At 61.3% G+C, this 25,059-nt stretch carries 27 protein-coding genes; 17 read left to right on the plus strand and 10 right to left on the minus strand.

Features of this window, described 5'->3' with window-relative positions:
- Nucleotides 1-3: 3 nt before the first annotated feature.
- Genes M0H32_RS01955 through M0H32_RS01965 form a run of 3 tightly spaced genes read right to left on the minus strand, consistent with a single transcriptional unit; the run spans nt 4 to nt 1,539 of the window.
- Nucleotides 4-708 carry a GNAT family N-acetyltransferase gene (locus M0H32_RS01955; protein WP_248150030.1) on the minus strand — a complete coding sequence of 235 codons (705 nt, stop codon included), beginning with the start codon at nt 706-708 and terminating at the stop codon, nt 4-6.
- Nucleotides 701-1,021 carry an antibiotic biosynthesis monooxygenase family protein gene (locus M0H32_RS01960; RefSeq protein ID WP_248150033.1) on the minus strand — a complete coding sequence of 107 codons (321 nt, stop codon included), beginning with the start codon at nt 1,019-1,021 and terminating at the stop codon, nt 701-703. Before M0H32_RS01960 ends, M0H32_RS01955 begins: the two co-directional genes overlap by 8 nt.
- A complete protein-coding gene (locus tag M0H32_RS01965) occupies nt 1,018-1,539 on the minus strand; it encodes a MarR family winged helix-turn-helix transcriptional regulator (RefSeq protein WP_248150035.1) in 522 nt (173 codons plus the stop codon). Before M0H32_RS01965 ends, M0H32_RS01960 begins: the two co-directional genes overlap by 4 nt.
- A gap of 96 nt (nt 1,540-1,635) precedes the next feature.
- Here M0H32_RS01965 and M0H32_RS01970 point away from each other — a divergent pair, with 96 nt between their 5' ends.
- Together M0H32_RS01970 and M0H32_RS01975 are read left to right on the plus strand one after the other, a co-directional pair.
- Nucleotides 1,636-1,989 carry an ArsR/SmtB family transcription factor gene (locus M0H32_RS01970; RefSeq protein ID WP_248150038.1) on the plus strand — a complete coding sequence of 118 codons (354 nt, stop codon included), beginning with the start codon at nt 1,636-1,638 and terminating at the stop codon, nt 1,987-1,989.
- Nucleotides 1,990-1,998: 9 nt separating this feature from the next.
- Nucleotides 1,999-2,490: an SRPBCC family protein gene (locus tag M0H32_RS01975; RefSeq protein ID WP_248150040.1), complete on the plus strand. Its 492-nt coding sequence runs from the start codon at nt 1,999-2,001 to the stop codon at nt 2,488-2,490.
- A 75-nt stretch (nt 2,491-2,565) separates the two neighbouring features.
- Here the strand turns inward: M0H32_RS01975 and M0H32_RS01980 are convergent, their stop codons facing one another.
- Together M0H32_RS01980 and M0H32_RS01985 are read right to left on the minus strand one after the other, a co-directional pair.
- Nucleotides 2,566-3,549 carry a DnaJ C-terminal domain-containing protein gene (locus M0H32_RS01980; RefSeq protein WP_248150042.1) on the minus strand — a complete coding sequence of 328 codons (984 nt, stop codon included), beginning with the start codon at nt 3,547-3,549 and terminating at the stop codon, nt 2,566-2,568.
- 197 nt (nt 3,550-3,746) lie between these two features.
- A complete protein-coding gene (locus M0H32_RS01985) occupies nt 3,747-4,214 on the minus strand; it encodes an RT0821/Lpp0805 family surface protein (protein WP_248150045.1) in 468 nt (155 codons plus the stop codon).
- Between the two features lie 80 nt (nt 4,215-4,294).
- Here M0H32_RS01985 and pdxH point away from each other — a divergent pair, with 80 nt between their 5' ends.
- Complete coding sequence (pdxH, locus tag M0H32_RS01990) at nt 4,295-4,930, plus strand: pyridoxamine 5'-phosphate oxidase (protein ID WP_248150047.1); 636 nt, start codon at nt 4,295-4,297, stop codon at nt 4,928-4,930.
- Nucleotides 4,931-4,940: 10 nt separating this feature from the next.
- On the opposite strand, the gene M0H32_RS01995 is transcribed toward pdxH, so the two are convergent.
- From M0H32_RS01995 to M0H32_RS02005, 3 genes are all read right to left on the minus strand, one after another.
- Nucleotides 4,941-5,915, minus strand: a complete 975-nt coding sequence (locus M0H32_RS01995) for a magnesium transporter CorA family protein (RefSeq protein ID WP_248150049.1) — start codon at nt 5,913-5,915, stop codon at nt 4,941-4,943.
- A gap of 156 nt (nt 5,916-6,071) precedes the next feature.
- Nucleotides 6,072-6,215: a hypothetical protein gene (locus tag M0H32_RS02000; protein ID WP_248150051.1), complete on the minus strand. Its 144-nt coding sequence runs from the start codon at nt 6,213-6,215 to the stop codon at nt 6,072-6,074.
- Between the two features lie 281 nt (nt 6,216-6,496).
- Nucleotides 6,497-6,937: a hypothetical protein gene (locus M0H32_RS02005; RefSeq protein ID WP_248150053.1), complete on the minus strand. Its 441-nt coding sequence runs from the start codon at nt 6,935-6,937 to the stop codon at nt 6,497-6,499.
- A gap of 197 nt (nt 6,938-7,134) precedes the next feature.
- On the opposite strand from M0H32_RS02005, the gene M0H32_RS02010 reads away from it, so the two are divergent.
- Nucleotides 7,135-8,124, plus strand: a complete 990-nt coding sequence (locus tag M0H32_RS02010) for a DUF1499 domain-containing protein (RefSeq protein WP_248150055.1) — start codon at nt 7,135-7,137, stop codon at nt 8,122-8,124.
- Between the two features lie 5 nt (nt 8,125-8,129).
- Here M0H32_RS02010 and M0H32_RS02015 read toward each other — a convergent pair whose 3' ends face one another.
- A complete protein-coding gene (locus M0H32_RS02015) occupies nt 8,130-9,041 on the minus strand; it encodes an MBL fold metallo-hydrolase (RefSeq protein ID WP_248150057.1) in 912 nt (303 codons plus the stop codon).
- A gap of 146 nt (nt 9,042-9,187) precedes the next feature.
- Here M0H32_RS02015 and M0H32_RS02020 point away from each other — a divergent pair, with 146 nt between their 5' ends.
- The 9 genes from M0H32_RS02020 (at nt 9,188) to phoB (ending at nt 18,993) form a co-directional block, all read left to right on the plus strand.
- Nucleotides 9,188-9,664, plus strand: a complete 477-nt coding sequence (locus M0H32_RS02020; RefSeq protein WP_248150060.1) for an SRPBCC family protein — start codon at nt 9,188-9,190, stop codon at nt 9,662-9,664.
- 189 nt (nt 9,665-9,853) lie between these two features.
- On the plus strand, nt 9,854-11,209 hold the full coding sequence (locus tag M0H32_RS02025; RefSeq protein ID WP_248150063.1) for an ATP-binding protein: 1,356 nt from the start codon (nt 9,854-9,856) through the stop codon (nt 11,207-11,209).
- A gap of 170 nt (nt 11,210-11,379) precedes the next feature.
- Nucleotides 11,380-12,378, plus strand: a complete 999-nt coding sequence (locus M0H32_RS02030; RefSeq protein WP_248150065.1) for a substrate-binding domain-containing protein — start codon at nt 11,380-11,382, stop codon at nt 12,376-12,378.
- Nucleotides 12,379-12,732: 354 nt separating this feature from the next.
- The gene (locus M0H32_RS02035) at nt 12,733-13,770 is read left to right on the plus strand and encodes a substrate-binding domain-containing protein (protein ID WP_248150067.1); all 1,038 of its coding nucleotides are present in this window, start codon (nt 12,733-12,735) and stop codon (nt 13,768-13,770) included.
- An 82-nt stretch (nt 13,771-13,852) separates the two neighbouring features.
- On the plus strand, nt 13,853-15,325 hold the full coding sequence (pstC, locus tag M0H32_RS02040) for a phosphate ABC transporter permease subunit PstC (RefSeq protein WP_248150069.1): 1,473 nt from the start codon (nt 13,853-13,855) through the stop codon (nt 15,323-15,325).
- Nucleotides 15,325-16,674 carry a phosphate ABC transporter permease PstA gene (gene pstA / locus M0H32_RS02045; RefSeq protein WP_248150071.1) on the plus strand — a complete coding sequence of 450 codons (1,350 nt, stop codon included), beginning with the start codon at nt 15,325-15,327 and terminating at the stop codon, nt 16,672-16,674. Before pstC ends, pstA begins: the two co-directional genes overlap by 1 nt.
- A gap of 11 nt (nt 16,675-16,685) precedes the next feature.
- Nucleotides 16,686-17,483, plus strand: a complete 798-nt coding sequence (gene pstB / locus M0H32_RS02050) for a phosphate ABC transporter ATP-binding protein PstB (RefSeq protein WP_248150074.1) — start codon at nt 16,686-16,688, stop codon at nt 17,481-17,483.
- Between the two features lie 31 nt (nt 17,484-17,514).
- The gene (gene phoU / locus M0H32_RS02055; protein WP_248150077.1) at nt 17,515-18,210 is read left to right on the plus strand and encodes a phosphate signaling complex protein PhoU; all 696 of its coding nucleotides are present in this window, start codon (nt 17,515-17,517) and stop codon (nt 18,208-18,210) included.
- An 84-nt stretch (nt 18,211-18,294) separates the two neighbouring features.
- On the plus strand, nt 18,295-18,993 hold the full coding sequence (phoB, locus tag M0H32_RS02060; RefSeq protein WP_248150079.1) for a phosphate regulon transcriptional regulator PhoB: 699 nt from the start codon (nt 18,295-18,297) through the stop codon (nt 18,991-18,993).
- Between the two features lie 382 nt (nt 18,994-19,375).
- On the opposite strand, the gene M0H32_RS02065 is transcribed toward phoB, so the two are convergent.
- Nucleotides 19,376-19,906 (minus strand): GcrA family cell cycle regulator, encoded by a 531-nt coding sequence (locus tag M0H32_RS02065; RefSeq protein ID WP_248150081.1) that lies wholly within the window; start codon nt 19,904-19,906, stop codon nt 19,376-19,378.
- Between the two features lie 438 nt (nt 19,907-20,344).
- Between M0H32_RS02065 and M0H32_RS02070 the strand changes: the two genes are divergently transcribed.
- From M0H32_RS02070 to M0H32_RS02085, 4 genes are all read left to right on the plus strand, one after another.
- Nucleotides 20,345-21,544 carry an aspartate aminotransferase family protein gene (locus M0H32_RS02070; protein WP_248150084.1) on the plus strand — a complete coding sequence of 400 codons (1,200 nt, stop codon included), beginning with the start codon at nt 20,345-20,347 and terminating at the stop codon, nt 21,542-21,544.
- On the plus strand, nt 21,541-22,470 hold the full coding sequence (gene argF / locus M0H32_RS02075) for an ornithine carbamoyltransferase (protein WP_248150086.1): 930 nt from the start codon (nt 21,541-21,543) through the stop codon (nt 22,468-22,470). Before M0H32_RS02070 ends, argF begins: the two co-directional genes overlap by 4 nt.
- Before the next feature lie 12 nt (nt 22,471-22,482).
- Nucleotides 22,483-23,460 (plus strand): Hsp33 family molecular chaperone, encoded by a 978-nt coding sequence (locus M0H32_RS02080; protein ID WP_248150090.1) that lies wholly within the window; start codon nt 22,483-22,485, stop codon nt 23,458-23,460.
- A gap of 191 nt (nt 23,461-23,651) precedes the next feature.
- A complete protein-coding gene (locus tag M0H32_RS02085) occupies nt 23,652-25,055 on the plus strand; it encodes an efflux RND transporter periplasmic adaptor subunit (protein ID WP_248150092.1) in 1,404 nt (467 codons plus the stop codon).
- The last annotated feature ends 4 nt before the right edge of the window (nt 25,056-25,059 follow it).

The following is a 25,059-nucleotide window of genomic DNA, read 5'->3' on the forward strand; positions in this document are numbered from 1 at the left end:
CCCTCAGCTCCGGTTCTTTCTCCGGACGACCGCGACATTGACTTCCCGCCAGATCTCGAAACCCAGCTTGCGGTAAAGGGCAATGGCGCCGTGATTGTCCGCATAGGCATGCAGGAACGGCGTGTCGCCTTGTGCGCGGATGTTTGAGGCCACCTGCATGGCCAGGACCGAGGCAAGGCCGCGGCCACGGAAATCGGGATGAGTGCAAATGCCGCTCACTTCGGTGAAGCCGGTCAGGTTCAACCGCGTACCCGCCATGGCTGCGAGCCTGCCGTCGATCCTGACGCCGTAAAAAGCCCCGAGTTCCGGCGTGCGCGCGGTGAATGGACCCGGCCTGGTCAAGTCCGCCAGCGCCACCATCTCTGGAATATCGGTGTCTGTAAGCGATGAGATCTCCACGGAGGGGGACGCGGCAGCCGGCGGCCGCGTTTCGGTCATCAGGACACCGACCGCCGTGACCTCGGCCTCCAGGTCGTCGGGCAGGGCAATCCCCTCTGCCTGCAGCAGATAGACGTGATCCTCGCCCGGGCTTATCAACCCGGCCAGCTCTTCAAGGGCTTCGGGAGAATTGTCTTTCGACGCGGCGAAGGGCGAGACTGCAGGATCGAACCGGCGGGCCAGGCTGCCGCCGTGTACAAAACCCTGTTGCCTCGTGGTTAGCGCGGACCAGACAACACGGTTCAAGACAGGTGTGACAGCATCAGGCATAGCTTCGCGTCTCCTTGAGGTCGTAGTGCTGCGAGGTCTGGTCCCACCGTTTCAGCACCTTTTGAGCGACGTCCGGAACATAGCAGCGGGCATAGTCGGGCCCCTGAAAGGCGATGATATCCTCAAGTGTGCGGAAGCTCATGATCGTGATGAATTCCACTTCCCGTTCGAGGTCCCGCCGGAGCACCTCGATCCCGAGATATCCCGGAATGGCCTTGTCCTCGATCCCCGGGATCACCTCGCTCAATAGAACCTTGCAATAGGTGTCGGCATTTTCCGGCGTGGTCCAGCCGTGCCAGATGCGCTTGATCATGATCTTGTCTCCAGGTCTAGCGTATCCCAATCGGGCAGGGGCTGCCCTGTCTGACGTGTGCTCAGGGATTGTTCGGTCAGGGCGGCTTCCAGCTGGTCCAGCTGTTGAAGCAAGGGGCCGTCCAGACCAGCGCAGGCATCCGCGACGGCGAACGAGACCGCCGGCCAGAGCGTTGCTTTCAGGTGGTCGACAAGGTGCCGGCCCGCCTCCGTCAGGGCGACGGTGCTGACCCGGCGGTCCTGTTCCAGCGATGTCACGCTGACGAGCCCTTCCGACTTCATCTTGTTGATCATGCGGGTGATCCCCGGCTGGCTCTGGCCCAGGGCCTTGGCCAGGTCGCCGATGCTCAGCGGGCCTTGCCGGTCGAGGGCCGCCAGAACAGGATTGTGCGGCGTCGGCAGGCCGGTGCCGGCCAGCTCCCCGGCAAGGTCCTGCGTCTGCGCTTGCAGTTTTTCCCCGATCCGCTTCAGCCGGCTGCCCAAAGTGGCGTAACCAAGCGCGCGAACGACATCTTCCATCGGACACCTCATAACATAACAAGTTATATAACACGATATCAAAGAAACGGCAAGCGATGCTGGACAGGGTTGATCAATTAATATAACTAATAGGTTATGGAACAGATTGGTTATACAAGTGGGCCGCCGAACCTCGATGCGGTGTTTTCCGCGCTCGCGGATCCGACGCGCCGCGCAATTCTGACGAAGCTCGCCTCCGGTGAAGCGTCGGTCAATGAACTGGCCGAGCCTTTCGACATGAGCCAGCCGGCTGTCTCGAAACACCTCAAGGTTCTGGAGAAGGCCGGCCTGGTGACCCGCGGCACCGACCGGCAGCGCCGGCCGGCAAAACTGAACGCCGCGCCGATGCAGGACGCCGTTGCGTGGCTCGAGGAATTCAAGCGGTTCTGGACGTCAAGCTTCGATCAGCTCGACGCGCTTTTGGAAGAACTCAAAAAGGTAGATGAGTAGGAGTGGAATATGGCACTGCCGGAATTTGTACTGGAAAGACGTTTCAACGCGTCGCGCGAACTGGTCTGGAGAAGCTGGACCGAAGCCGATCTGCTGGCCCGGTGGTACGGGCCGGGGGTCGAAACCGTCATTCACAAACTTGATGTCACGCCCGGCGGCCTCTGGCTGAACGAAATGAGAATGGGGGGCGGTTCGCATTACCAGCGGGTCGAATACACGGAAGTGATCGCGCCGGAAAAACTGGTCTGGCTGCACTCCGTCGCCGATGCCGCCTGGAACATAGCGGCCAATCCGATGATGCCCGACTGGCCGCGTGTCCTCCTGACGACTGTGACCTTCCTGGAGGAGGGGGACGAGACCGTCGTGCGGCTGGTATGGGCGCCGCATGAGGCGAGCGAGGCGGAAATCTCCTGCTTCGCAGGTGCCATCAGCGGCCTCGACAAGGGCTGGGGTAAGGGCATGGATCTTCTGGCCGAGCTGCTGGAAGAGCTGCAAGCCTGAGCGACACAATGCCGGCCGTGCTTGAAACGAAAAGTGCCGCCTCGCGGCGGCACTTCAAACAGGTCTGGTCTGGGGTCAGTCGAATTCCGGCCCGCGCGCACGATAGGGTGTGATTTCCTTCCAGGCCTTCATCAACGTGTCCAGCTCGTCGTCGCCATGAGGCGGCATGACGATCTGCAGCTTGACCAGAAGGTCGCCGTGGCCGCCGGTCTTGGTCGGCAGGCCCTTACCTTTCAGCCGCATGGTCTTGCCGCTCGAGGCGTTGGCCGGAACCGTCAGGTTGACCGCGCCGGACAAGGTCGGTGTCCGCACCTTGGCGCCCAGCACCGCTTCATAAAGCGTCAGCGGCAGGTCGAGGTGCAGGTCGGAGCCCTTGACCTCAAACAGCTTGTGCGGTTTGAAGCGGACCTCAACGAGGGCATCGCCGGCCGGTCCGCCATTGTCGCCCGGATAGCCCTGACCCTTCAGCCGGATCTTCTCGCCGTCCACGACCCCTTTGGGCAAGGTGACATTGACGGTCTTGCCGCTCGGCAGGGTTACCTGCGTCTTGCCGGAATTGACGATGTCTTCAAGCGTGACCCGGGCCGTGATGTCGGCATTGGCGCCCTGGGTTTTCGGCGGCGCCTTGGCACGCGCGCCGCCAAAGCCGCCGCCGCCCGCACTGGCGCCCGGACCGGCACGGGTGCGGCCGCTGCCGAAACTGCCGAAAATGTCGTTCAGGATATCGTCGAAACTGCCGCCGCCACCGGCGCCGGAGCGCGTGCCGCGCGCACCGCCGGCAGCACCGAAATCCTCGTATCCGGTGAAGCCGTCAAAGCCGCCGGCGTGGAAGCGCGGTTTGCCTTCCGCATCGATTTCACCGCGGTCGAACTTGGCGCGCTTTTCCTTGTCACCAACAATTTCATATGCCTGGTTGGCTTCGGAAAAACGCTTCTGTGCGGTCGGATCATCCTTGTTCTGATCCGGATGGTATTTCTTGGCCAGCTTTCGAAAGGCCTTTTTGATGTCGCCCTCGCTGGCGTTTTTCGCCACCCCGAGAACGCTGTAGGGATCACGCATTCGTTTCACCAGGTTTCTTAGATTTTCCGGAAAAGCGCCCCGTGCGCGGCCGCTCCCGCCCTTTTTGGTGCGGCTGCAATGACGTTCGGAGCCGGCTCAACCGGACTTGTCTTCTATATCGGGATGGATAGGAAAAAATTCCAGACCTGCGCCACCGGTTCGAAGACCCATCGGTTTTAACGGGTTTTTCTCAGTGTTCAAGCGTCGGAAACAGTGAGCGTGGTGACCGAGAATTTCCGTGTCACGTCCCGGCAGGCCGTGCCGTCGTAAAGCTTGATGCCGGTGATCGTGTTGGCTGTGGTGCGGAAGGTCACGCAGCCGGTCTCTGAAAGCGTGGCGGTGTCGATCCCGGACAGGGTGCCGGAATTGCCGGAGACGGAGTTCAGCCAGGGCAGGGACAGGCCGGCTACCGCCTGCTCGCCCGTCAGGTCCTCGCTGAGGGAATCCAGATGGGCGGCAATGATGCCACGGTCGCCGTCGTTGATGTCCGAATAGGCGACGTCCGTGGCCGAAGGGATCGACCCGGTCAGCACCGTCGGAGTGTCGATATTGTTGCTGCCCATGGGAACGGAAACCTGGCTGCACCCGCTCAAGAGGGCACCCATCGTGACGATGGTTGCCGCTAGGGGGTGGATCTTGATGTGCCGGCCAGTATATGAACGCATACGAAACATCTTCAGACAGCCCTCGCGGTCGGCATGTGAATGCCCGTTAGCAGGCCGTCGCTTCCTTCGACAGGTTACCGATGACAGACCTTAAAGATCCGCCGGAAGAGTTAACAAAAGGTGACTTCACGGAGGTTGTGAAACCATTTGATCTTTTCGCTGAATGGCTTGAAGACGCTAAGGCCGCGGAGCCCAACGATCCGAACGCGCTGTCGCTGGCGACCGTCGACGAGGACGGGCTGCCCAATGTGCGCATGGTTCTCCTGAAGGATTTCGACGAGCGCGGCTTTGTGTTTTACACAAATTTCGAAAGCGCAAAGGGACGTGAGCTGCTCAACGCCGGCAAGGCGGCGATGTGTTTCCACTGGAAATCTCTGCGCCGTCAGGTCCGGATTCGCGGGGCGGTCGTTGAAGTTTCCGGGGAAGAGGCCGACGAATACTACCGCTCGCGGCCGCGCGGCAGCCGGATCGGCGCCTGGGCCTCGAAACAGTCTCGGCCGTTGGAAAGCCGCTTCGCGCTGGAAAAGGAAGTCGCCAAATACACCGCCAAATTCGGCATCGGCGATATTCCGCGCCCTGACCACTGGTCCGGCATGCGGCTGGAGCCGACCTCGATCGAGTTCTGGCACGACCGGCCCTTCCGCCTGCATGACCGGGTTCAGTTCACCCGGCCGTCCGCGGACCAGCCCTGGTCGAAGCTGCGGCTCTATCCCTAGGGTCCTGACCCTAGAGCAGGCGTTTCCAGCGGAAGAACAGGAAGGTCAGCACGACCGACACAAACATCATGCCGAGAGAAAACAGGAACCCCTGTTGCCAGTCCAGTTCCGGCATATTCCTGAAATTCATGCCGTAGATCGATGCAATCAGCGTGGGCGGCAGGAAGATCAAACCGAGGACCGTGAAGATCTTGGAGATCTGGTTCTGCTCAAGGGTGACCAGGCCGACCGTTGCATCCAGCAGGAAAGCCAGCTTGTTGTCCAGGGCGTCGCCATGCTCCTTGATGGAGTGAATGTCGCGTCCATACATCTTGCAGTCCGCGATCTGCTGTTCGTCGAGGCCGAGACGCTTGGCATTGGTCGCCATGTAAAGCAGCATACGGGACAGTCCGGTGCACACGTCATGCATCTTTGAGACATGCAGGCCGACCTGGCCAAGTTTCTTGATGGCGATCTGATAGCTTGCCGTCTTGCGGGTGTTGAGGCCGTCGCCGAACACCTCGACCGCGAGATTGTCGTAGCGCGCGGAGGCGCTTTCCATTTCATCGGCGCAGCGGTCGACGATCGTGTCCAGCATGGCAAACAGGACGGCGGGCCCCCGGTGGGCAATGGTCTTGTCGGCCTGCACCTTCTTTGACACAAGCGTGATCGATCTGGGTTCGCCATAGCGCACGGTGACCAGCCGTTTTGAGTTGACGACGAAAGTGACGGAGGACAGTGCAGGATCGATCATCCGCGTGGCGATCGGCAGCTGGGCGGTCATGACGATCGCCCCCGGTTCCAGGTAAAGCCGTTCCGACGTTTCGATCGATGCGATCTCTTCGCGTGTCGGAATTTCCGCGCCCATCAGCTTTTCCGCTGCACGCTGCTCCTCCTGGGTCGGCGCAACAAGGTCGATCCATATGGAGGTGGCGGGCAGGGCATCGCCCGGCGCCAGTTCAACGCGCTCCAGGCCATGGACTGAAGGACAATAGGCAATGATCATTCGGGCAATCTCCGCGTGGACACGAGCTGTGCCCTTGTTGGCGGCAGTTTGCCCAAGAGACCTTGTCTCGGCAACCACTGAACGGCGCTGGCGCAGCGACGGCCCGACAATCGTCAGGTTCGTCAATTTGCAAAGGCGCGCCGCCGAAGGGGCGTCTTATTTGCCCTTTTTGGTCACCGTGACCGGTTTCCGGCACAGGGCCGCCGCGTTGAGCGCGGCAATGCCGACGGGCTTGTAGAGATTGACAAGTTTCGCGTCGGCCGAATTGGACTGGGTCGGGCGGTTGGTTTGCTCAGACATTTGTCAGGTCCGTTGTTCATTTCCAGGGCCCGCACTCTGGTGATCTTGTTGAGGTGCCGCGGGCCGCGTGCATGTCGTATCCAAATGCGGCAAAGGAAGGGCAATTTTCCCCTTCAGCTGCCAATTCCTGATCTGGACGGAATAAGCATGCGCTTATCGGCCGATTTCGGCCAGTCAATTACCATAACAGGATGTAACGAAATAGCGGCGGATTTGAAGTATTAGGGTAAGGTTTTATTTACCACTCGGGTGGGGTCGTCTTTGAGGACGTCGTTCACCGTTCAGACAAGATAGCTTTTGGGGTCGCGCAGCGGGCGCCCGAACAGCGTCCGAAAGAAGCCGTTGCAGCAGCGTGCCAGCGTCAGCAGAAGGGTTGCCGCAATCAGGGCCAGGCCACCGAGCATGAGAAGCGAGGACAGCGGTGCTCCCAGAAGGATCATGAGACTGCCGAGCCCGGCGCCGATCACCAGAAGGGCAATGGATGTCCTCAGGTAGAGATAATGGGCTTCAAGCCAGCGCGCTCCGGGATCGGCATACCAAACGGAAAAGATGAGAGCGAGCGGGGCCAGCGCCAGGCTCGCCACCAGAATGTGGCACAGACAGATATTGGCCGGACCGGGGCGGAACACCGTCGCCGGGAACCGGTATACGGTTCGTCGCTGTCTGCTTCTCCGGTGATCCGGCTCACCAGCCGCCGGAAAACGGGAGCGTCGTCCGGTCATTCCCCACCCCGACTATCATTGGCCCTGCCCGGCCTGCGCGCGCCTGGCACGTCATATTGTCATGTCCTGTGTACATTTAGGCGTCGTCTGGCGCGGAAGTGAAGTTCATTTTTGACATTTGGGCCTGATACGAACAAACAATGAGGACGTCTGCGGCGCCTTGGCCGTCTCAGACGGTTATCGCGAGACAGGACCAGATGAAGCGTTACGCCGTCTATCGTACCTCCGCGGCTCCCGCGAGCCGCAAGCTGGGCTCCATCGGCCTCGCGCTGGCGGTGATTGCGCTCCTGGCAAAACGCTTCGATCTGATCGACGCGGATGTTTTCGTCCTGTCCCTCGTGGCGGCGGCCGTTGTCGCGATGCTGGCCATGCTGCTGGCGCTTTTTGCCTTCAACCGGATCTGGACACGCGGCGGTCCCGGGGTGCCGGCGGCTTTGACAGGGACGTTTTTTGCGTTGCTGGCACTGACGCCATCGGCCTTGCTCATTGGCTTGCTGACGCTGCATCCGGGCACTCACGATTTGTCGACCGACCGCGCGCAGCCGCCGGAGATCAAGGCCGAGGTCGTGTTGACACGAACTCCCTTCCTGACCTGGCTCGACACCGCTCTTGCAAATCATGTCTGGCCGGTTGTTGCGCTGACAAAAGGCGGGGAAGAACCGGCGGAAGCTGTAAATACCGCGCGGTATCCCGATATTGTTTCAAGGCGCTACCGGATCACCACGGCACAGCTGCACGCCGCCGGTGTCAAGGCAATGGACGGTTTGAGCTGGACAATCGTGGACGAGTTGCCACCGGACCTTCTGGATGCCGCTACCCGGCTGCAGGCGCAGGGCACCTCGCAGCTGCTTGGACTGAAGACAGACATTGTGCTCCGGATCCAGCCCGATCCCGTCGGCGCCTTGCTGGACGTGCGCGCCCGCTCGCGCACGCCGCTGCGGGACCTGTCCGGAAACGTGGATCATATCCGCAGCGTTTTTGCCGAGATCGACCGCGTTCTGCTGGAGACCTATGGCGATCTGGCGCGCCTTGCCGTCGATGAAAGCGATCTGGAGGACGTCGAGCTTCAGCCCGAACCGGCGGGAGAACCGCGAGATACGATTCCGCTACCGGGTTTCAAACCCTATTTCGAAGAGGAAGACGCGACCGTGCCGGATGGCGTCGACGCGACGGACCTGGAAGGCTGACCGGTTCAGTCTGACGAAACACCGCCGCGATAGCGGGCACTGAGGGTTGGCGACGGGGTCGCTGTAACCAGGCCTCGGCCGGCAAGATCTTCCAGATGCGCAAAGACGGATAGGCCCGCGGCCGGATGCAGCGTCGGGTCGACGGCGGCATAAAGAACCCGCACGATGTCCGGAATCGTTTTCTCTCCATCCTGCAGCTGTTCAAGGATCGCCTGTTCCCGTGCGAGGCGGTGCTGCTTCAGGTCGCGCACATAGGCGCGCGCGGACCGGATGACGCCGCCATGGCCAGGCAGGTAGATGTCCTCGTCCCGGCTCAGCAATGTGTCGATGGAAGCCATATAGGCACGCATGTTGCCATCGGGCGGCGCGACCACGGAGGTCGACCAGCCCATCACATGGTCGGCCGACAGCAAGTGGTCCGTCCCCTGGAGGGCAAAGCAAAGGTGATTGGCGGTATGGCCGGGTGTGGCGATGGTTTCGAGTTGACACTCGGAAGCGGAAAACACGTCGCCGTCGAAAAGCTGACGGTCAGGTCGATGATCCTTGTCGCCGCTGGCATCAAGTGGATTGATCTCGTTGTCGCCAAGCGCGCGCGCCGCTTCGTGCGGACCGCAGCCGGCAATGGGAGCTCCGGTACGCTCTTTGAGGAGACGGGCGCCGGGAGAATGGTCGATATGGGTATGCGTGACCAGGATCGCCTCGATTTCTGCACCTGAAGCGGCATTGAGAATGGCATCGATATGATCGGTTGCCGCCGGGCCCGGATCGACGCAGACCAGCCGCCGTGTTCCCAGCAGATAAGTGTTGGTGCCAAAAAAGGTGAAAGGTCCGGGATTGTTGGCCGTCAGGCGCCGGATGCCCGGAGCGACCTCGACCGCAGTGCCGTAATGTGGATCAAAAACCCGATCGTGTTTCATACCGGCCGAACCCCCTTCGTCAGTGCTGGCGCTGACGTCATGTATCTGACGTTTGAATCGGATAGGGAAGCAGAACTTTGCCAATCCGGGGCCATCTGTGAAACAGTAGCGGGTAGGTTGAAATGCGAAATGCTCGGCGAAACACGATGACCTACGAAACGGAATGCCGATTTGACACCTTGCTGGATTTGCCGCGGGAGAGGGCGTTCTCGCTGTTTGTCGACCGGCCCGATCTGTGGTGGGTGTCGCCGTTCAGGGTACCGGGCGGCGACGCATTGGAGGTCGGCATCGAACCTTTTGCCGGTGGAGCCTGCTATGAGATCGACGGCGCGGGCCGGCGTATCTGGGGCACGGTTCTGTCCATTGAACCTCCGCTTTATGTGCGCTTGGCCTGGCAGGTGACGCAGGATGGCGAAGAAGTCGCCGACCCCGGCACCGCCAGCCGCCTGATGGTGAATTTCAGGGAAGCGGGTGGGGCAACCCGGTTGGAAATCCTCCATGACGAATTCCTGCGGCATGGCGAAGCCGGTGCCGACTATCTTGCCCGCATGTGCTCGCCCGAGGGCTGGCCGCGTATTCTCGATAAGCTGAAATCTGCGGCGCGGCGACGGGATTGGCGCTGAGGTTTGCTGCCCATGAGCTGCTGCAAAAAAAAGCGACTATTGTCGCCTGGATGACATGCTTCTCATGCTAGAGGATGTCATCCAAAATGCTCGGTTTTCCCTGTTTCGGCCTTGCGCAATTACTAAGGCGTCGAAATAGTACTCGCAGATTTAGACGCCAACCGCCGACCTCAGCCCACGCATGTATCCATGACACAATCGCAATCGCCCCTCGACCAGTCAGCTGATGTTCAGCCGACTGCCTCGCCGTTGACGCGCCTCGGTGAAGCGCGGTGGGTGCTGCTTGCCGCCTTGTGCGCGTCGGCGGCGGCTGTTGTCCTCTATGACGTGCCGATTGGACCCGCGGTCGGATTTCTCGTGGTGGTAGCCCTGACCGCAGGATTCATCCCGCGCCGGGCCGCCAGCCGGCGGTTCAAGCTGAATGCGCAGCGAGACATCCGCCGAATGTGGCCAGGCACCGGAATGAAGGTGACTGTGGACGCCTTGCCGACACCATGTTTCGTTGCCGACGGGCGAGGTATCACGCGCTATATCAACAGGCAGGCGCTGGAGACCTATAAGGGCGTGAAGCCTGGCGATCCGCTGTCCTTTTCGTTGCGGGCGCCGTCGCTGCTGGAAGCGTTCGACCGGGTCTGCGCCACGGGCGAGGCCGAACGGATCAGCTGGATTGAAAAGGTGCCGACTGAAACCTGGTACGAAGCCCATCTGGCGCCGATCTATATGCCGGGCAACGCGGGCCAGGAACGCACGCCCAGCCTGCCGGATTTTATTCTGGTGGTGATCCAGGACCTGACCGAGAACCGCCGTCTGGAGCGCATGCGCACGGACTTTGTCGCCAATGCCAGCCACGAATTGCGCACCCCGCTGGCGTCGCTCACCGGGTTCATCGAAACTCTTCAAGGGCCGGCACGCAACGATCCGGAAGCGCAGGACCGGTTCCTGACCATCATGCTGGATCAGGCCGGCCGCATGCGCCGTCTCATCGATGACATCCTGTCCCTGTCGCGAATCGAACTGAAAGCTCATGTCCGCCCGGCGAACACGGTCGACCTGACGGAGATCATCCGGCACACGGCGGACGCGCTGTCGCCCCTGTCCGCGGACATGGGGGTCGAAGTCCGTCTCCGGATTCCCGACACGCCGGTCCGCATAAAGGGCGATCGCGATGAACTCATTCAGGTCATTGAAAACCTGATTGAGAACGCACTCAAATATGGCCATAGCGGCGAATATGTCGATGTCACCCTGAGCGAATTGTCCGACAGCCAGGACGCGCCGGCCTGGCAACTCGCGGTGCGGGATTATGGTGAAGGTATTCCGCCGGAGCATCTGCCGCGCCTGACCGAACGGTTCTACCGCGTCGACGTTGAATCAAGCCGGGCCATGAAAGGCACAGGGCTGGGTCTGGCCATCGTCAAGCACATCCTGACAAGGCACCGCGGGCGCATGGAGGTTGAGAGTGATCCGGGCAAGGGGGCCACGTTCAAGGTCAACCTGCCAGCGCTTGAGAACACCCAGGGTCTTCCGGAAAAGATCTCGGCCTGAGGTCGGGTGTCTGTTTCGTTGATATGGCCCACCTTGACCGGGGCATGCTCTAACGCGCAACTGTCGTAAAGCTGAGACCGGGCGCTGATATCCGAAGGTCATTCGGATCCGCGCTTCCGGCTCGTCCCGATTATTGCCGGGGCGAGCGGCTTGATTTTAGGAGAATTGACGTGTCCAAAACACTGACTTGCCGCGCCCTGCTTGGCGGACTTTTGTGTCTGACCGCCTGGTCCGCCGAGGCACGCGACCGGCTGCTCATCGTCGGTTCCTCCACCGTATTTCCCTTCGCGACCGCCGTTGCCGAAAAGGTCGGGGCGGACGGCATGAAATATCCGATCGTGGAATCGACCGGATCGGGAGGCGGTTTTGAACTCTTCTGCAGGGGAACGGGCGACATCACGCCCGATATCACCAACGCCTCACGGCGCATGAAACCTTCGGAATTGGAGACCTGCCGCGCCAATGGCGTCACGCCGGTCGAGGTGAAAATCGGTTATGATGGCATCGTGCTCGCCAATTCGAGGGAAGGGCCGAAATTCAGCCTGACGCTGGAACAGATCTTTGAAGCGCTTGCGGAAAAACTGCCGGGTAGCGGCGGTATTGCAGACAACACGCACGCCTCCTGGTCGGACATCGAAGCATCGCTGCCGGCTGAAAAGATCGAGGTGCTCGGACCGCCGCCGACATCGGGCACGCGCGACGCCTTTGAGGAACTGGTCATGGAGGAGGGCTGCAAGGCGGTTGGCGGCCTTGAGACGGATCAGTGCACGCGGATGCGCCATGACGGCAGTTTTGTCGAGGCCGGGGAGAATGACGACTTGATTGTCGGCGCGCTCAAGGCAAGCCCGGTCACGGTCGGCATTTTCGGCTATTCGTTCCTGAAACGGAACATGGACGAGATCCAGAGCGTCGGCGTCAACGGGGTGGAGCCAACCTTTGAGAACATCTCCTCTGGCGCCTATCCGGTTTCCAGGCCGCTGTTCTTCTACATCAAGAAAGAACATGTCGGCCTGATCCCGGGTCTCGAGGCCTACGTGTCAGCCTTTACCAGCGAAGAAGCCTGGGGTGACGACGGCTATCTTGCCGCCAAAGGACTGATTCCGCTCGCACCCGAAACCCGCACGCAGCAGGCGATAGAAGCCCGGTCCTTGACCGCCTTGCAATTGTGAGGATTGTGAGCCGGAAAAATGCAGGCCTTGCTACAACCGATTGAGACCGCAGCGAAATGACATCGGCTGGTGACCAGGATCGCATGCATCCTATTAATGCGTCCTGTCATCTTTACGGGTGAGTCCAATGCGCGACGTTCGGACCCTCAACTGACACGTATTTACGGAAGTTCGCGACACAAAAGAGTCAAGAATGGAAAAAACTTCAATCATTTCAATAAGTTAAATTGTCACAAAACTGAAAAACAACTGTCATAGAACTCTCATCCACGGAGCCTAGGTTCCCGGCATCGCTCGTGCAGTTCAAGGCACGGTGATCATCTAGAAACCTTGACATTCAAAGGGAGTGGTCAAGTGAAATTTACGACCCTCGTTAGCGCAACTGCCCTGGCCGTTGCTTCCACTGCATTCGTTGGCGCAGCCCAGGCTCGCGACCAGGTCCAAGTTGCTGGTTCCTCCACGGTTCTGCCGTACGCTTCCATCGTTGCTGAAGCTTTCGGTGAAAACACCGACTTCCCGACCCCGGTTGTTGAGTCCGGCGGTTCCTCCGCCGGCCTGAAGCGCTTCTGTGAAGGTGTTGGCGAAAACACCATCGACGTTGCCAATGCTTCCCGCAAGATCCGCGAAAAGGAAATCAAGGCTTGTGCCGAAGCCGGCGTGAAGGACATCATCGAAGTCCGCATCGGTTATGACGGCATCGTCTTCGCTTCCCAGAAAGACGGCCCGGCTTTCACTGCTTTCCAGCCGGAAGACGTCTTCAACGCCCTCGGCGCCAAGGTTTTGGTTGACGGCAAGATCGTCGACAACCCGTACAACAACTGGGCCGAATTCAACGCTGATCTGCCGGACGTTGGCATTGCTGCCTTCATCCCGGGCACCAAGCACGGCACCCGTGAAGTGTTCGAAGAAAAAGTTCTGGCTGTTGGCTGTGAAAAAACCGGTGCCCTGCAGGCGATGATCGACAGCGGCATGTCCGAAGACGACGCTGAAGACGCTTGCATCGACGTCCGCGCCGACGGCAAGTCCACCGACATCGACGGTGACTACACCGAGACCCTGGCGCGCATCGACAGCAACCCGAACGGCATCGGCGTCTTCGGTCTGGCGTTCTACGAGAACAACCAGGACAAGCTGAAAGTCGCCACCATGGGCGGTATCGCTCCGTCCACCGCGACCATCGCTTCCGGCGAATATCCGGTTTCCCGTCCGCTGTACTTCTACATCAAGAAGGCACATATCGGCGTGATCCCGGGCCTGAAAGAATACGCTCAGTTCTTCATTGCTGACGAAATCGCCGGTCCGCAGGGCCCGCTGGCCCAGTACGGCCTGGTTTCCGACCCGGAGCTGGCTGCTGTCCAGGCTTCCGTCGAAGCTGAAGAAACCATGAAGTAATCGAGCCCAGGCTCGTTTCGAGGGGCGGCTTTCCCGCCGCCCCTTTTTCATTTCCGGACAGTATTATTCCTCGGGGGACCACATGTCCTTGTTCTGGCTCATAGTGATCGTGCTCGCCATTGCCGTGGCTGGCTACGTTGTCGGGCGCGCGCGTGCCTTGGCCAGCGCCGGAGGAGACATGCGGATCCTGCATTCTCTTCCTTCTTATTACGGCTCGAACGTGGCGATGAAGACCGCGGTGCCGGCCTTTCTGATCCTTGTTGTCTGGCTGCTGGCGCAGCCTTTTTACATTAATGGCACAGTTTCCCAGATGATCCCCGAGTCCGCGGTCGGCGAAGGTTCGTCGCTCGGACTGGTGATGGCCGAGGTGCGCCGCGCGGCGACCGGCCTCGACAACGCGGTTGCCAGCGGTCAGATGACCGATGATTTCGCCCGCAATGCACGAGCCGATTTCAACGACATCACAGCGCGCCTGAAAGACGCCGGCCAGATCGTCACCTCGCAGATCACCCAACCGGTGATGCGCGCGGCGCAGAGCTATCGGATCATGGTGTCGACGGGCAACCTGATCATGTCCATCGTGGTGATCCTGGCCGCGATCGCCGGCGGCCTCTGGGGGCTGCGCGAAACCAACAAGGACTTCCGGGCCCGCAACACGGTTGAAAAGGGCGTGCGCTTCATTCTGATTGCCGCCGCCTCGATCGCCATCCTGACCACCATCGGCATTGTGCTGTCGCTGGTCTTCAACACGGTCGAGTTCTTCCGGCTGTATCCGGCGACGGACTTCTTCTTCGGCACCACCTGGTCGCCGAGCTTCTCGGGCCGCGGCGGCTCTTCCGAACTGGGCATTATCCCGCTGCTCTGGGGCACCTTCTACATCTCGATCGTGGCGCTGATCGTGGCTGTGCCGATCGGCCTCTTCGCCGCAGTTTACCTGTCCGAATATGCCAGTCCGAAAGTGCGTGCGGTGGCCAAGCCGCTGCTCGAGATCCTGGCCGGCATCCCGACCATCGTCTACGGTCTGTTCGCTCTCCTGACCGTCGGGCCGCTGCTCCTGTCCGTGTTCGGTGACGGCGGCCTCGGCATTATGAAAGCCGGCACGGCCGTGATGACCGCGGGCCTCGTCATGGGCATCATGCTGATCCCGTTCGTGAGCTCGCTCTCCGACGACATCATCAACGCGGTGCCGCAAGCCATGCGCGACGGCTCCTACGGCCTCGGCGCAACCAAATCCGAAACCGTCAAGCAGGTCATTCTGCCGGCGGCGCTTCCGGGCATTGTCGGCGCCATCCTGCTGGCCGCCTCGCGCGCCATCGGCGAGACCATGATCGTGGTACTGGGCGCCGGTGCGGCCGCGCGCCTCAGCCTCAACCCTTTCGAAGCCATGACGACGGTGACGGCCAAGATCGTCAGTCAGCTGACCGGCGATGCCGACTTTGCCTCGCCTGTCGCGCTGGTCGCCTTTGCCCTGGGCATGACCCTGTTCGTGGTTACCCTCGGTCTCAACATCGTCGCGCTCTACATCGTGCGCAGGTACCGGGAGCAGTATGACTGATGACCGACACAACGCTTTCTCCCATAACGTCCGAAACGCCCTCCGGTGCACCGGCCAAATCGAAGTCGCTCTATGCCATCGACGATTTGACCCGCAAGCGCAACGCCGCTGAAAAACGCTTCAAGGCTTATGGCATCGGAGCCATTGCCATCGGACTGTTCTTCCTGGTGGTGCTCGCGGTGTCGATCATCTCCGAGGGCATTCCGGCCTTCACCAAAACCGTGGTTTCGGTGGATTTCACCCTGACCCAGGAACAGTTCGACGAAGCCGAAGGCACGCTTTTCAAGACCAAGGCTTATGAAGGGATCTTCGTCAACGCGCTTCAGGGACAGCTTGAGGCCAGCGGTGTCAGCGTGCCGTTCGACAATGCCACCATCGAGCGCATCGTCGGCAAGCCGGGCGGCACCATTCGCGAATTTTTCCAGGCCAACCCGGACAAGCTTGGCGAGCCGGTGCAGTTCGAACTGGCGGCCTCTTCCAGGGTCGATGGCTACATGAACGGTCGCGTCACCCGCGAAAACATGACCGACAGCCGCTTCCTGATGAAGGCCGACCTCGATCTGGTCGACAAGCTGACGGAATCCGGCATCATCAAAACGGTGTTCAACTGGAACTTCATCACCGGAGCGGATTCCGGTGTGGACAACCCGGGTGGTGCCGGCATCGGTGCCTCGGTCGTCGGCTCGTTCTTCATGATGCTGGTGGTGCTGTTCCTGGCGCTGCCGATCGGCGTCGCCGCCTCCATCTACCTGGAGGAGTTCGCGCCGCAGAACAAACTCACCGACCTGATCGAGGTGAACATTTCCAACCTGGCCGCGGTTCCGTCCATCGTGTTCGGTATTCTCGGTCTGGCGGTGTTCATCCAGTTCATGCATCTGCCGCAATCGGCACCGCTGGTCGGCGGTCTGGTGCTGACGCTGATGACCCTGCCGACGATCATCATCTCGACCCGCGCCTCGCTGAAGGCGGTGCCGCCGAGCATTCGTGACGCGGCTCTCGGTGTCGGCGCCTCCAAGATGCAGGCGATCTTCCACCACGTGCTGCCCCTTGCAATGCCCGGCATCCTGACCGGCACCATCATCGGCCTGGCCCAGGCGCTCGGCGAAACCGCACCGCTGTTGCTGATCGGCATGGTCGGCTTCGTGGCCCGCGGTTATCCGGACGGCGTTGTCTCGGGCTTCGTCGACCCGAACTCGGCCATGCCGGCACAGATCTACACTTGGGCAGCCCGCGCGGACTATGCCTTCTACGAAAAAGCCTGGGGTGGGATCATCGTCCTTCTGGTGTTCCTCCTCACCATGAATATTCTCGCGGTCATCCTGCGCCGCAGATTTGAACGCCGCTGGTAAGGGATGTACCGATGAACCAGATGCTCAATACTGAACGGGCCAATAACATGACCGACAGCAAGATTTCCGCCAATAAGGTGCAGGTCTATTATGGCGATACCCACGCCATCAAGGACGTGGACATCGAAATTCAGCCGCGCTCGGTTACCGCCTTCATCGGTCCGTCCGGCTGCGGCAAGTCGACCTTCCTGCGGACGCTCAACCGCATGAACGACACCATCGACATTTGCCGTGTCGAGGGTTCGATCAAGATCGACGGCGAAGACATCTACGATCCGAAGGTCGATCCGGTGCAGCTGCGCGCCAAGGTCGGCATGGTGTTCCAGAAGCCGAACCCGTTCCCGAAGTCGATCTACGACAACATCGCTTATGGCCCGCGCATTCACGGTCTGGCCAGGAGCAAGTCCGATCTCGACGACATCGTCGCGTCCAGCCTGCAGAAGGCCGGTCTCTGGGAAGAAGTGAAGAACCGGCTCGATGAGCCGGGCACCGGCATGTCCGGCGGTCAGCAGCAGCGTCTGTGTATCGCTCGCGCGATTGCCGTCAGCCCGGAAGTCATCCTGATGGATGAGCCTTGTTCGGCTCTCGACCCGATCGCGACCGCCAAGGTGGAAGAATTGATCGACGAACTGCGTGAGAACTACACGATCGTGATCGTGACGCACTCCATGCAGCAGGCGGCCCGCGTGTCGCAGCGCACGGCCTTCTTCCATCTCGGCATTCTGGTTGAGGAAGGTCCGACCGAGGACATCTTTACCAATCCGAAAGACAAGCGTACGCAGGACTACATCACTGGCCGCTTCGGCTAAGCGATTATCCGAATTCTGAAGGGGACACGGGATGTCTGAACATACAGTCTCGGCATACGACGAGGAACTGACGGCCATGGCCGGCAAGATCGCCGAAATGGGCGGTCTGGCGGAAAAAGCCTTCGCCGATGCCGTTCACGCATTGGTGTCGCAGGACCTGGACCTGGCGAAATCCACCATTGCGAACGACGTGCGTCTGGATGCGCTGCATCACGAGGTCGAGGTCAAGCTGATCGAGATCATCGCCCGCCGCCAGCCGATGGGCCAGGACCTGCGCGAAGTCACCGCAGCAACCCGCATCGCCAACGACCTGGAGCGGGTCGGTGACCTGGCCAAGAACGTTGCCAAGCGCGTGATTGCCATCGACAGCGACCTGCAGTCCAAGAAGCTTGCCATCGGTGTGGAACACATGACCGAACTGGCACTGGCCCAGCTGAAGCAGGTTCTGGACGCCTACACGCGCAAGGACGCGGAAGCCGCCCGCCGGGTGCAGGAAGCCGACGCGGAAGTGGATGCGATCTATACGTCGCTGTTCCGCGAGCTCCTGACCTACATGATGGAAGATCCGCGCGTCATCACCCAGTGTGTGCATCTTCTGTTCTGTGCCAAGAACATTGAGCGCATTGGCGACCACGCGACCAACATCGCCGAGAACGTCTACTACATGGTGACGGGTGAGCGACTGCCGGAAGAGCGTGCCAAGGTTGACGAAACCGGTGCTGTGTAACCGCTGACGATTTCCGCGGAAGAGATCCGGCCGGCGCGGATCGACTAGAGACTTGTGCCGGCTGCTGTAATTGGAGCGAGACGTATGCCGAAGGTGCTCATCGTTGAAGACGAAGAACCGCTCAGCCTTCTGTTAAGATACAATTTGGAAGCCGAGGGATACGCGGTTGAATCGTGTGTCCGCGGGGATGAAGCCGAGATCCGCCTGCGCGAAAGTCTGCCGGATCTGTTGCTGCTCGACTGGATGCTGCCGGGCCTGTCCGGTATCGAACTCTGCCGCCGTCTGCGCGCCCGGGAAGACACCGAGCGCCTGCCGGTGATCATGCTGACCGCGCGTGGCGAAGAGGCGGAACGGATCCGCGGCCTGTCCACCGGTGCCGACGACTATGTCGTCAAGCCGTTCTCCGTTCCGGAACTGATGGCCCGCGTGCGCGCCATCCTGCGCCGGGCGAGCCCGGAAGTGGTCTCGACCATGCTGCGGTCCGGCGACATCGAACTGGACCGGGAAACTCACCGCGTCCGGCGCAACACCAAGGAAATCCACCTGGGGCCGACCGAGTTTCGCTTGCTGGAGTTCCTGATGACGTCGCCGGGCCGGGTGTTCTCGCGCGAGCAGCTGCTCGACGGTGTCTGGGGTCATGATGTCTATGTCGACGAGCGCACCGTCGACGTCCATGTCGGCCGCCTGCGCAAGGCCCTCAACAAGGGCAAGGCCAAGGACCCAATCCGCACCGTTCGCGGTGCCGGCTATGCGTTCAACGACCAGTTCACGGCAACCGCCTGAGAAGTGACCACATTGACTGGAAAGAGCCCGCCACTGGCGGGCTTTTTGGTATTTACACGACCTTTCCATCGTCATCCCGGCCAAGCGCAGCGCGAGCCGGAACCGGGGAGCCCAAAGTGGCCGCTGGTACTCTGATGTACCTTCGCAAGATCTCGGCTCCCCGATCCCGGATCTCCGCTTCGCTGCGTCCGGGATGACGATGGAAAGGCTTGGACCTGGACGCCACTTCCAACTTCGTCATTGCCGGCTAACAAGGCTTTGCCTCGTGGAAGGGAAACGGCATGACGATGGTGGTAACAGCAGATTCCGGTCGCTGAATTCCTGGAATGAAAAAAGCCCGCCGGTTGGCGGGCTTTAAAAGGGGGAACTCGGCTTGTATTGGTCAGCCGGCCTGGGCGATGACCTTGCGGTCGCGGCGGCGGTCGGCGACCGGCTGGTAGGCGATCTTGCAGTGATGGGCGCAATAGGGCACGCCGGCATCGGAATTGCGGCCGCAGAAATAGAAGTCGTCGGTTGCCGGATCGCCGATCGGCCATTTGCAGGTCCGCTCGGTCAGCGTCAGGATCGAGGCGCGCTGGGAGATCGGCACCAGATCCGCGATCGGCTCGACCTGCGGCTTGGCCTGGACCACCGGAGCCGGTGCGATGTCGGCTTTGAGCGCCGTCGCGCCAATGCTCTGCGGCTGCTGGCTTGGCTTCTTGGGCGCGGCACTGGCCGGCGCGGCGGTCCGCGGCCGGCGCGGCTTAGCGCTGGACGAGGAGGTCTTGGCACGACCGGACAGGCCCAGGCGGTGCACCTTGCCGATCACAGCGTTGCGGGTGACGCCACCCAGCTCGCCAGCGATCTGGCTCGCGCTCAGACCTTCGCCCCAGAGCTTTTTGAGAAGCTCGACCCGTTCGTTTGTCCAACTCATTGCCGCACCCTTTAATTTGACCGCCCTGCAGCCATTAACCCCGTGTTAAGCATGCGCGTGCACGCCTAAGTATGGCATATCTAGTGCCTCTAAGTGATTTGCCGCACGAGATCTCGTGTTCGATGTCCCAGAGGTTACAATAACGTTAATTTATCAGGCAACCGTTTGACCCAAACCAGTTGGGGATGAAGGGACTTTTCCCCAAATAAGCGAGGCTATTGAGAATTTTACGAAATTCGCTCCGGGGCCGCTCATATATGTCTTGTGCGCCATTTCCATTGACAGTCCATGGTGGGGCCGGTGTATAAGAAAACCGCTGCGTGCCGCCCGATGAGGCGGCACGTTGCGTTTTGGCCCAATGGCACCTTTAACGGTTGCCTGCTCCGCGTCAGGGTGACGTCGGGGCGTTTGGGCGTTCTTGAGGAGATCAACGAGGTTATGTCCGCGACGGCACTATTCGGAAATTACGCAAGATCGAACCTGTCTTTCGATCACGGGGAAGGCGTCTGGCTGGTAACGGCAGACGGCCGACGATTCCTCGATTGCGGTTCCGGTATCGCGGTCAATTCCCTCGGCCATAGCCACCCGCATCTGGTGAAAGCTCTTCAGGAGCAGGCCGCCAAGCTCTGGCACACGTCCAACCTGCACCAGATCCCGGAAGGCGAGCGGCTGGCACAGCGGCTTTGCGAGGCGACCTTCGCCGAGAAAGTGCTGTTCGTGAACTCCGGCGCCGAAGCCATGGAAGCCGCGATCAAATGCGCGCGCCGCTACCACTATGACAACGGTCAGCCGGAACGCTTCCATATCATCACCTTTGAAGGTGCTTTCCACGGCCGGACCATCGCGACCATCGCGGCCGGCGGCCAGGCGAAGTATCTGGAAGGTTTCGGCCCGAAGGCGCCCGGTTTCGATCAGGTGCCGGCCAATGATCTGGACGCGCTGAAGGCGGCCATCGGTCCGCAGACTGCCGCGATCTGCCTGGAGCCGATCCAGGGCGAAGGCGGCATCCGCGAGATCCCGACCGAATTCCTGCGCGCCGTGCGCAAGCTCTGCGATGACAACGGCCTTCTGCTGATCTTTGACGAGATCCAGACCGGTGTCGGCCGCACGGGCAAGCTGTTCGCCCATCAATGGACCGGTGTTGCGCCGGACCTGATGGCGATCGCCAAGGGCATTGGTGGCGGCTTCCCGATGGGCGCCTGCCTTGCGACCGCCGAGACGGCTGCCGCGCTGTCGCCCGGCACCCATGGCACGACCTTCGGCGGCAACCCGCTGGCAATGGCCGTCGGCAACGCCGTTCTGGACGTGGTCCTGGCGGACGGCTTCCTGGAAGAGGTTCAGCGCAAGGGCCTCAGCTTCAAGCAGAAGCTGGCCGGTCTTGTCGACAGCCATCCGACGGTTCTCGGCGAAGTGCGCGGCAACGGCCTGATGCTTGGCCTGAAATGCGTTGTGCCGGCGGCGGATTATGTCGCCGCCGCCCGCGAGGCAGGCCTCCTGGCCGTGCCGGCCGGCGACAATGTGGTGCGCGTCATGCCGCCGCTGACCATGAACGAAGATGAAATTGCCCTCGCCGTCGAGCGCCTGGAACAGGCGGCCCGGACGGTCGAGGCCAACTTGGTGGAAGGAGCGGCCGGATGACCGCTAACGGATCCTACCGGAATTTTCTGGACCTGACCGATTTCGAAGGCGACGACCTGCGCGAGATCCTGGAAACCAGCCGCAAGATCAAGGCCGGCCGCAACGGCGTTCGCCGCGGCGAGGGGCCGCTGGCCGGCAAGGTGCTGGCGATGATCTTCGAACAGCCCTCGACCCGTACGCGCATTTCCTTCGATGTCGGCATGCGCGAGCTCGGCGGCGAGACCTTGATGCTGACCGGCGCGGAAATGCAGCTCGGCCGTGGCGAGACCATCGCCGACACGGCGCGTGTCCTGTCCCGCTTTGTCGATGCCATCATGATCCGCATTCTCGATCACAACGAGCTGCGGGAGCTGGCCGAGGCCGCGACGGTTCCGGTGATCAACGGCCTGACCAAGCTGTCGCATCCGTGCCAGATCATGGCCGACCTCCTGACGTTCGAGGAGCATCGCGGCTCGATCGCCGGCAAGAGCGTCGCCTGGACCGGTGACAGCAACAACGTTCTGGCCTCCTGGATCCATGCGGCGCCGCGGTTCGACTTCGAACTGCGCATCGCCACGCCCGGCGAACTGGCACCGCCGCAGGAGCTGATCGACGCTGCCCGCGCCAAGGGTGGTTCCATTAAGGTCACGACAGACCCATATGAGGCCGTCAAGGGGACCGACTGTGTCGTCACCGACTGCTGGGTGTCTATGGGAGACGATGACACGGAGACGCGTCACAATCTCCTGAGCGCCTATCAGGTCAATGAGCGGCTGATGGCGGAAGCGAACGGCGATGCGCTGTTTATGCACTGCCTGCCGGCCCACCGGGGTGAGGAAGTCACCTCGGAAGTCATGGACGGTCCCAATTCCGTTGTGTTTGACGAGGCCGAAAACCGGCTCCATGCCCAAAAGGGCATCCTGGCCTGGTGTTTCGGCGCAGCTTAAGGCGGAGCCATCGTGGCACTGAATCTTGATGACCTGGGCATCACGCCTGCCGGGCTGGATGCTGTCCGGCCCTTTGCCGTGGAAGCCCTCGACGTGCGCGGCCGAGCGGTCGCGCTCGGTCCTGTTCTGGAAAACATTCTCGACCGGCACGACTACCCGGAGCCGGTTTCCCGCCTGCTTGCGGAGGCCATCGTCCTGACCAGCCTGCTCGGCACGTCGCTGAAATTCGACGGCCGCTTCACGTTGCAGACCCAGACCGATGGCCCGGTGTCCATGCTGGTGGTGGATTTCGCCACCCCCGACGCCATCCGCGCCTGTGCCACCTTCGACAGGGAAATGGTGGAGGAACTGATGGCCGGCGGCAAGGCGACCCAGGAGGTGCTCCTGGGCCGCGGCCATCTGGCGATGACCATCGACCAGGGACGCCACATGCAGCGCTACCAGGGGCTGGTGGAGCTGGACGGCATCTCAATGGAAGAGGTGGCCCGGCGCTATTTCGAGCGCTCCGAGCAGATCCCGACCGAGGTGCGTCTCGGTGTCGGCGAATTGTTCACGCGTCAGGAAGGCGAGGGACCAAACAAATCCTGGACCGCAGGCGGCGTCCTGATCCAGTTCCTGCCCGAAGCACCGGAGCGCATGAAGCAGGCCGACATCGACCCGGGCGACGCGCCGGAAGGCGTTTCGCCGCATGAGATCGACGAGGACGATGCCTGGGTGGAAGCCAAGGTGCTGGTCGATACTATCAAGGATGTTGAACTGACGGACCCGGAAGTCAGTGTGGAAATGCTGCTGTTCCGCCTGTTCCATGAGCGCGGTGTGCGCCTCTTCGAGCCCCAGCCGCTCGCGGACAAATGCAGCTGCTCGCGCGACAAGATCGAGGGTGTTCTGGCCGGTTTCAGCGCTGAGGAAATCGAACACATGACGGTCGACGGCAAGATTGTCGTCACCTGCGAATTCTGCAGCAGCCGTTACGACTTCGACGCATCCTGAGTGTCTCACCTGTCTGATTGACAGTCTCCTGGTAACCGGAGGTCGCGGCAGCGGCCTTCGGACACATTCTGTTACAACTTTCGGCGTGCCAGGAATTGCCTTCAAAGGTAAGCCGGGCTTGAATTTTGCAGTGCAAAGTAAATCTAATGCTCGTGCGCGCAAGAAACAGCCCAAGGCCCTGGTGAGCAGATATGTTGCAGTCCCTTCAGAAAGATCCCGGAAAACAGCCCGTCTCCGAAGTGCTGCCGCCGGAAGGCAAAGTGGCGCAACGCGTCCGCGGCCGCTGGACGCTGCTATTGAAGGCGCTGCTGCAGATGCTGATCGCGTTCGCCATCCTGTTCGGCGCGGTGAAGGGCATGAACGTCCTGATCGCTTCCAAGCCCGAGGTGCCCAAGCGCCCGATCCAGGAAAAGAGCTACGCCGTAGAAACGCTCAACCTTGCCGCCGCCGACCATGCTCCGACCATCAATGTCTACGGCGAGACCACCGCCGGGCGGGAAGTCGAGCTGCGCTCGCTGGTCGCCGGCGAGGTGGTTGAGGTGCATCCGGATCTCAAGGCCGGCGGTGCGGTCAAACAGGGCGAGGTTCTGGTCGCCATCGACCGGTTCGACTATGAGGGTGCCGTGACCGAGGCCGAGGCCAATCTTGCCGAAGCCCGCGCTGGACTGGTGGAGAGCGAGGGCGGGGTAAAACTTCAAAAGGGCAATGTCGTCCGGGCACAGGAACAGCTGGAGTTTGCCCAGAGGGATCTGGAACGCGCCGAGGAACTGCTCGGCAAGGGCGCGGTCACCGAGCGCACGCTCGACGACCGCAAGCTGATCGTGTCGCAGCGCCGCCAGACCCTGGAACAGGCCCAGAATTCGCTGGCCCTTGAAGAAGCCCGGGTCGACCAGCAGAAAGCCGCGATCAAGCGGCTGGAATGGCGGCTGCAGAATGCGCAGCGCCAGTTGGAGAATACCATTCTGACGGCCCCGTTCGACGCGATCGTGCGCTCTGAATCCGCCGAACTCGGCCGGCTGGTCAGCATCAACGACGCCATCGTCTCGCTCTATAGCAGCGATGCGTTCGAGGTCCGCTTCACGCTCTCCGATAACCAGTATGGCCGCCTGCTTGCGGAAACTGGCACGGTGGTCGGCCGGCCGGTCAACGTGACTTGGTATCTCGGCAACGAGCCAGTCATCTATCCGGCGACTGTCACCCGCATCGGCGCTGATGTCGCCAGCAATCGCGGCGGTGTCGAGGTGATCGCTCGGATCGACGGCAAGGCAACCAGCATTCCGCTCCGGCCCGGCGCCTTTGTCGAAGTGTCGCTGGCGGACCGCAGCTACGCACAGAGCTACCGCATTCCGGAAACCGCCTATTATGGCGACGGCACGGTCTTCGTGGTTGAGAACAGCCGTCTCCAGCCGCGCAAGGTGACCTCGCTTGCCATTGATGACGGCTGGCTTCTGGTCACGGGTGCCTTGAAGGACGGCGATGTGCTTCTGACCACCCGGATTCCCGAGGCCGGGGCGGGCTTGCTCGTGAAGGATGTCGTCGAAGCGCAGGCAGGCGCCAACAACCCGGATGCCCAAAACGCGGGTAATGGCCAGTGAGGGA

It is taken from the genome of Roseibium sediminicola, assembly GCF_023156505.1.
GTDB lineage: Bacteria > Pseudomonadota > Alphaproteobacteria > Rhizobiales > Stappiaceae > Roseibium > Roseibium sediminicola.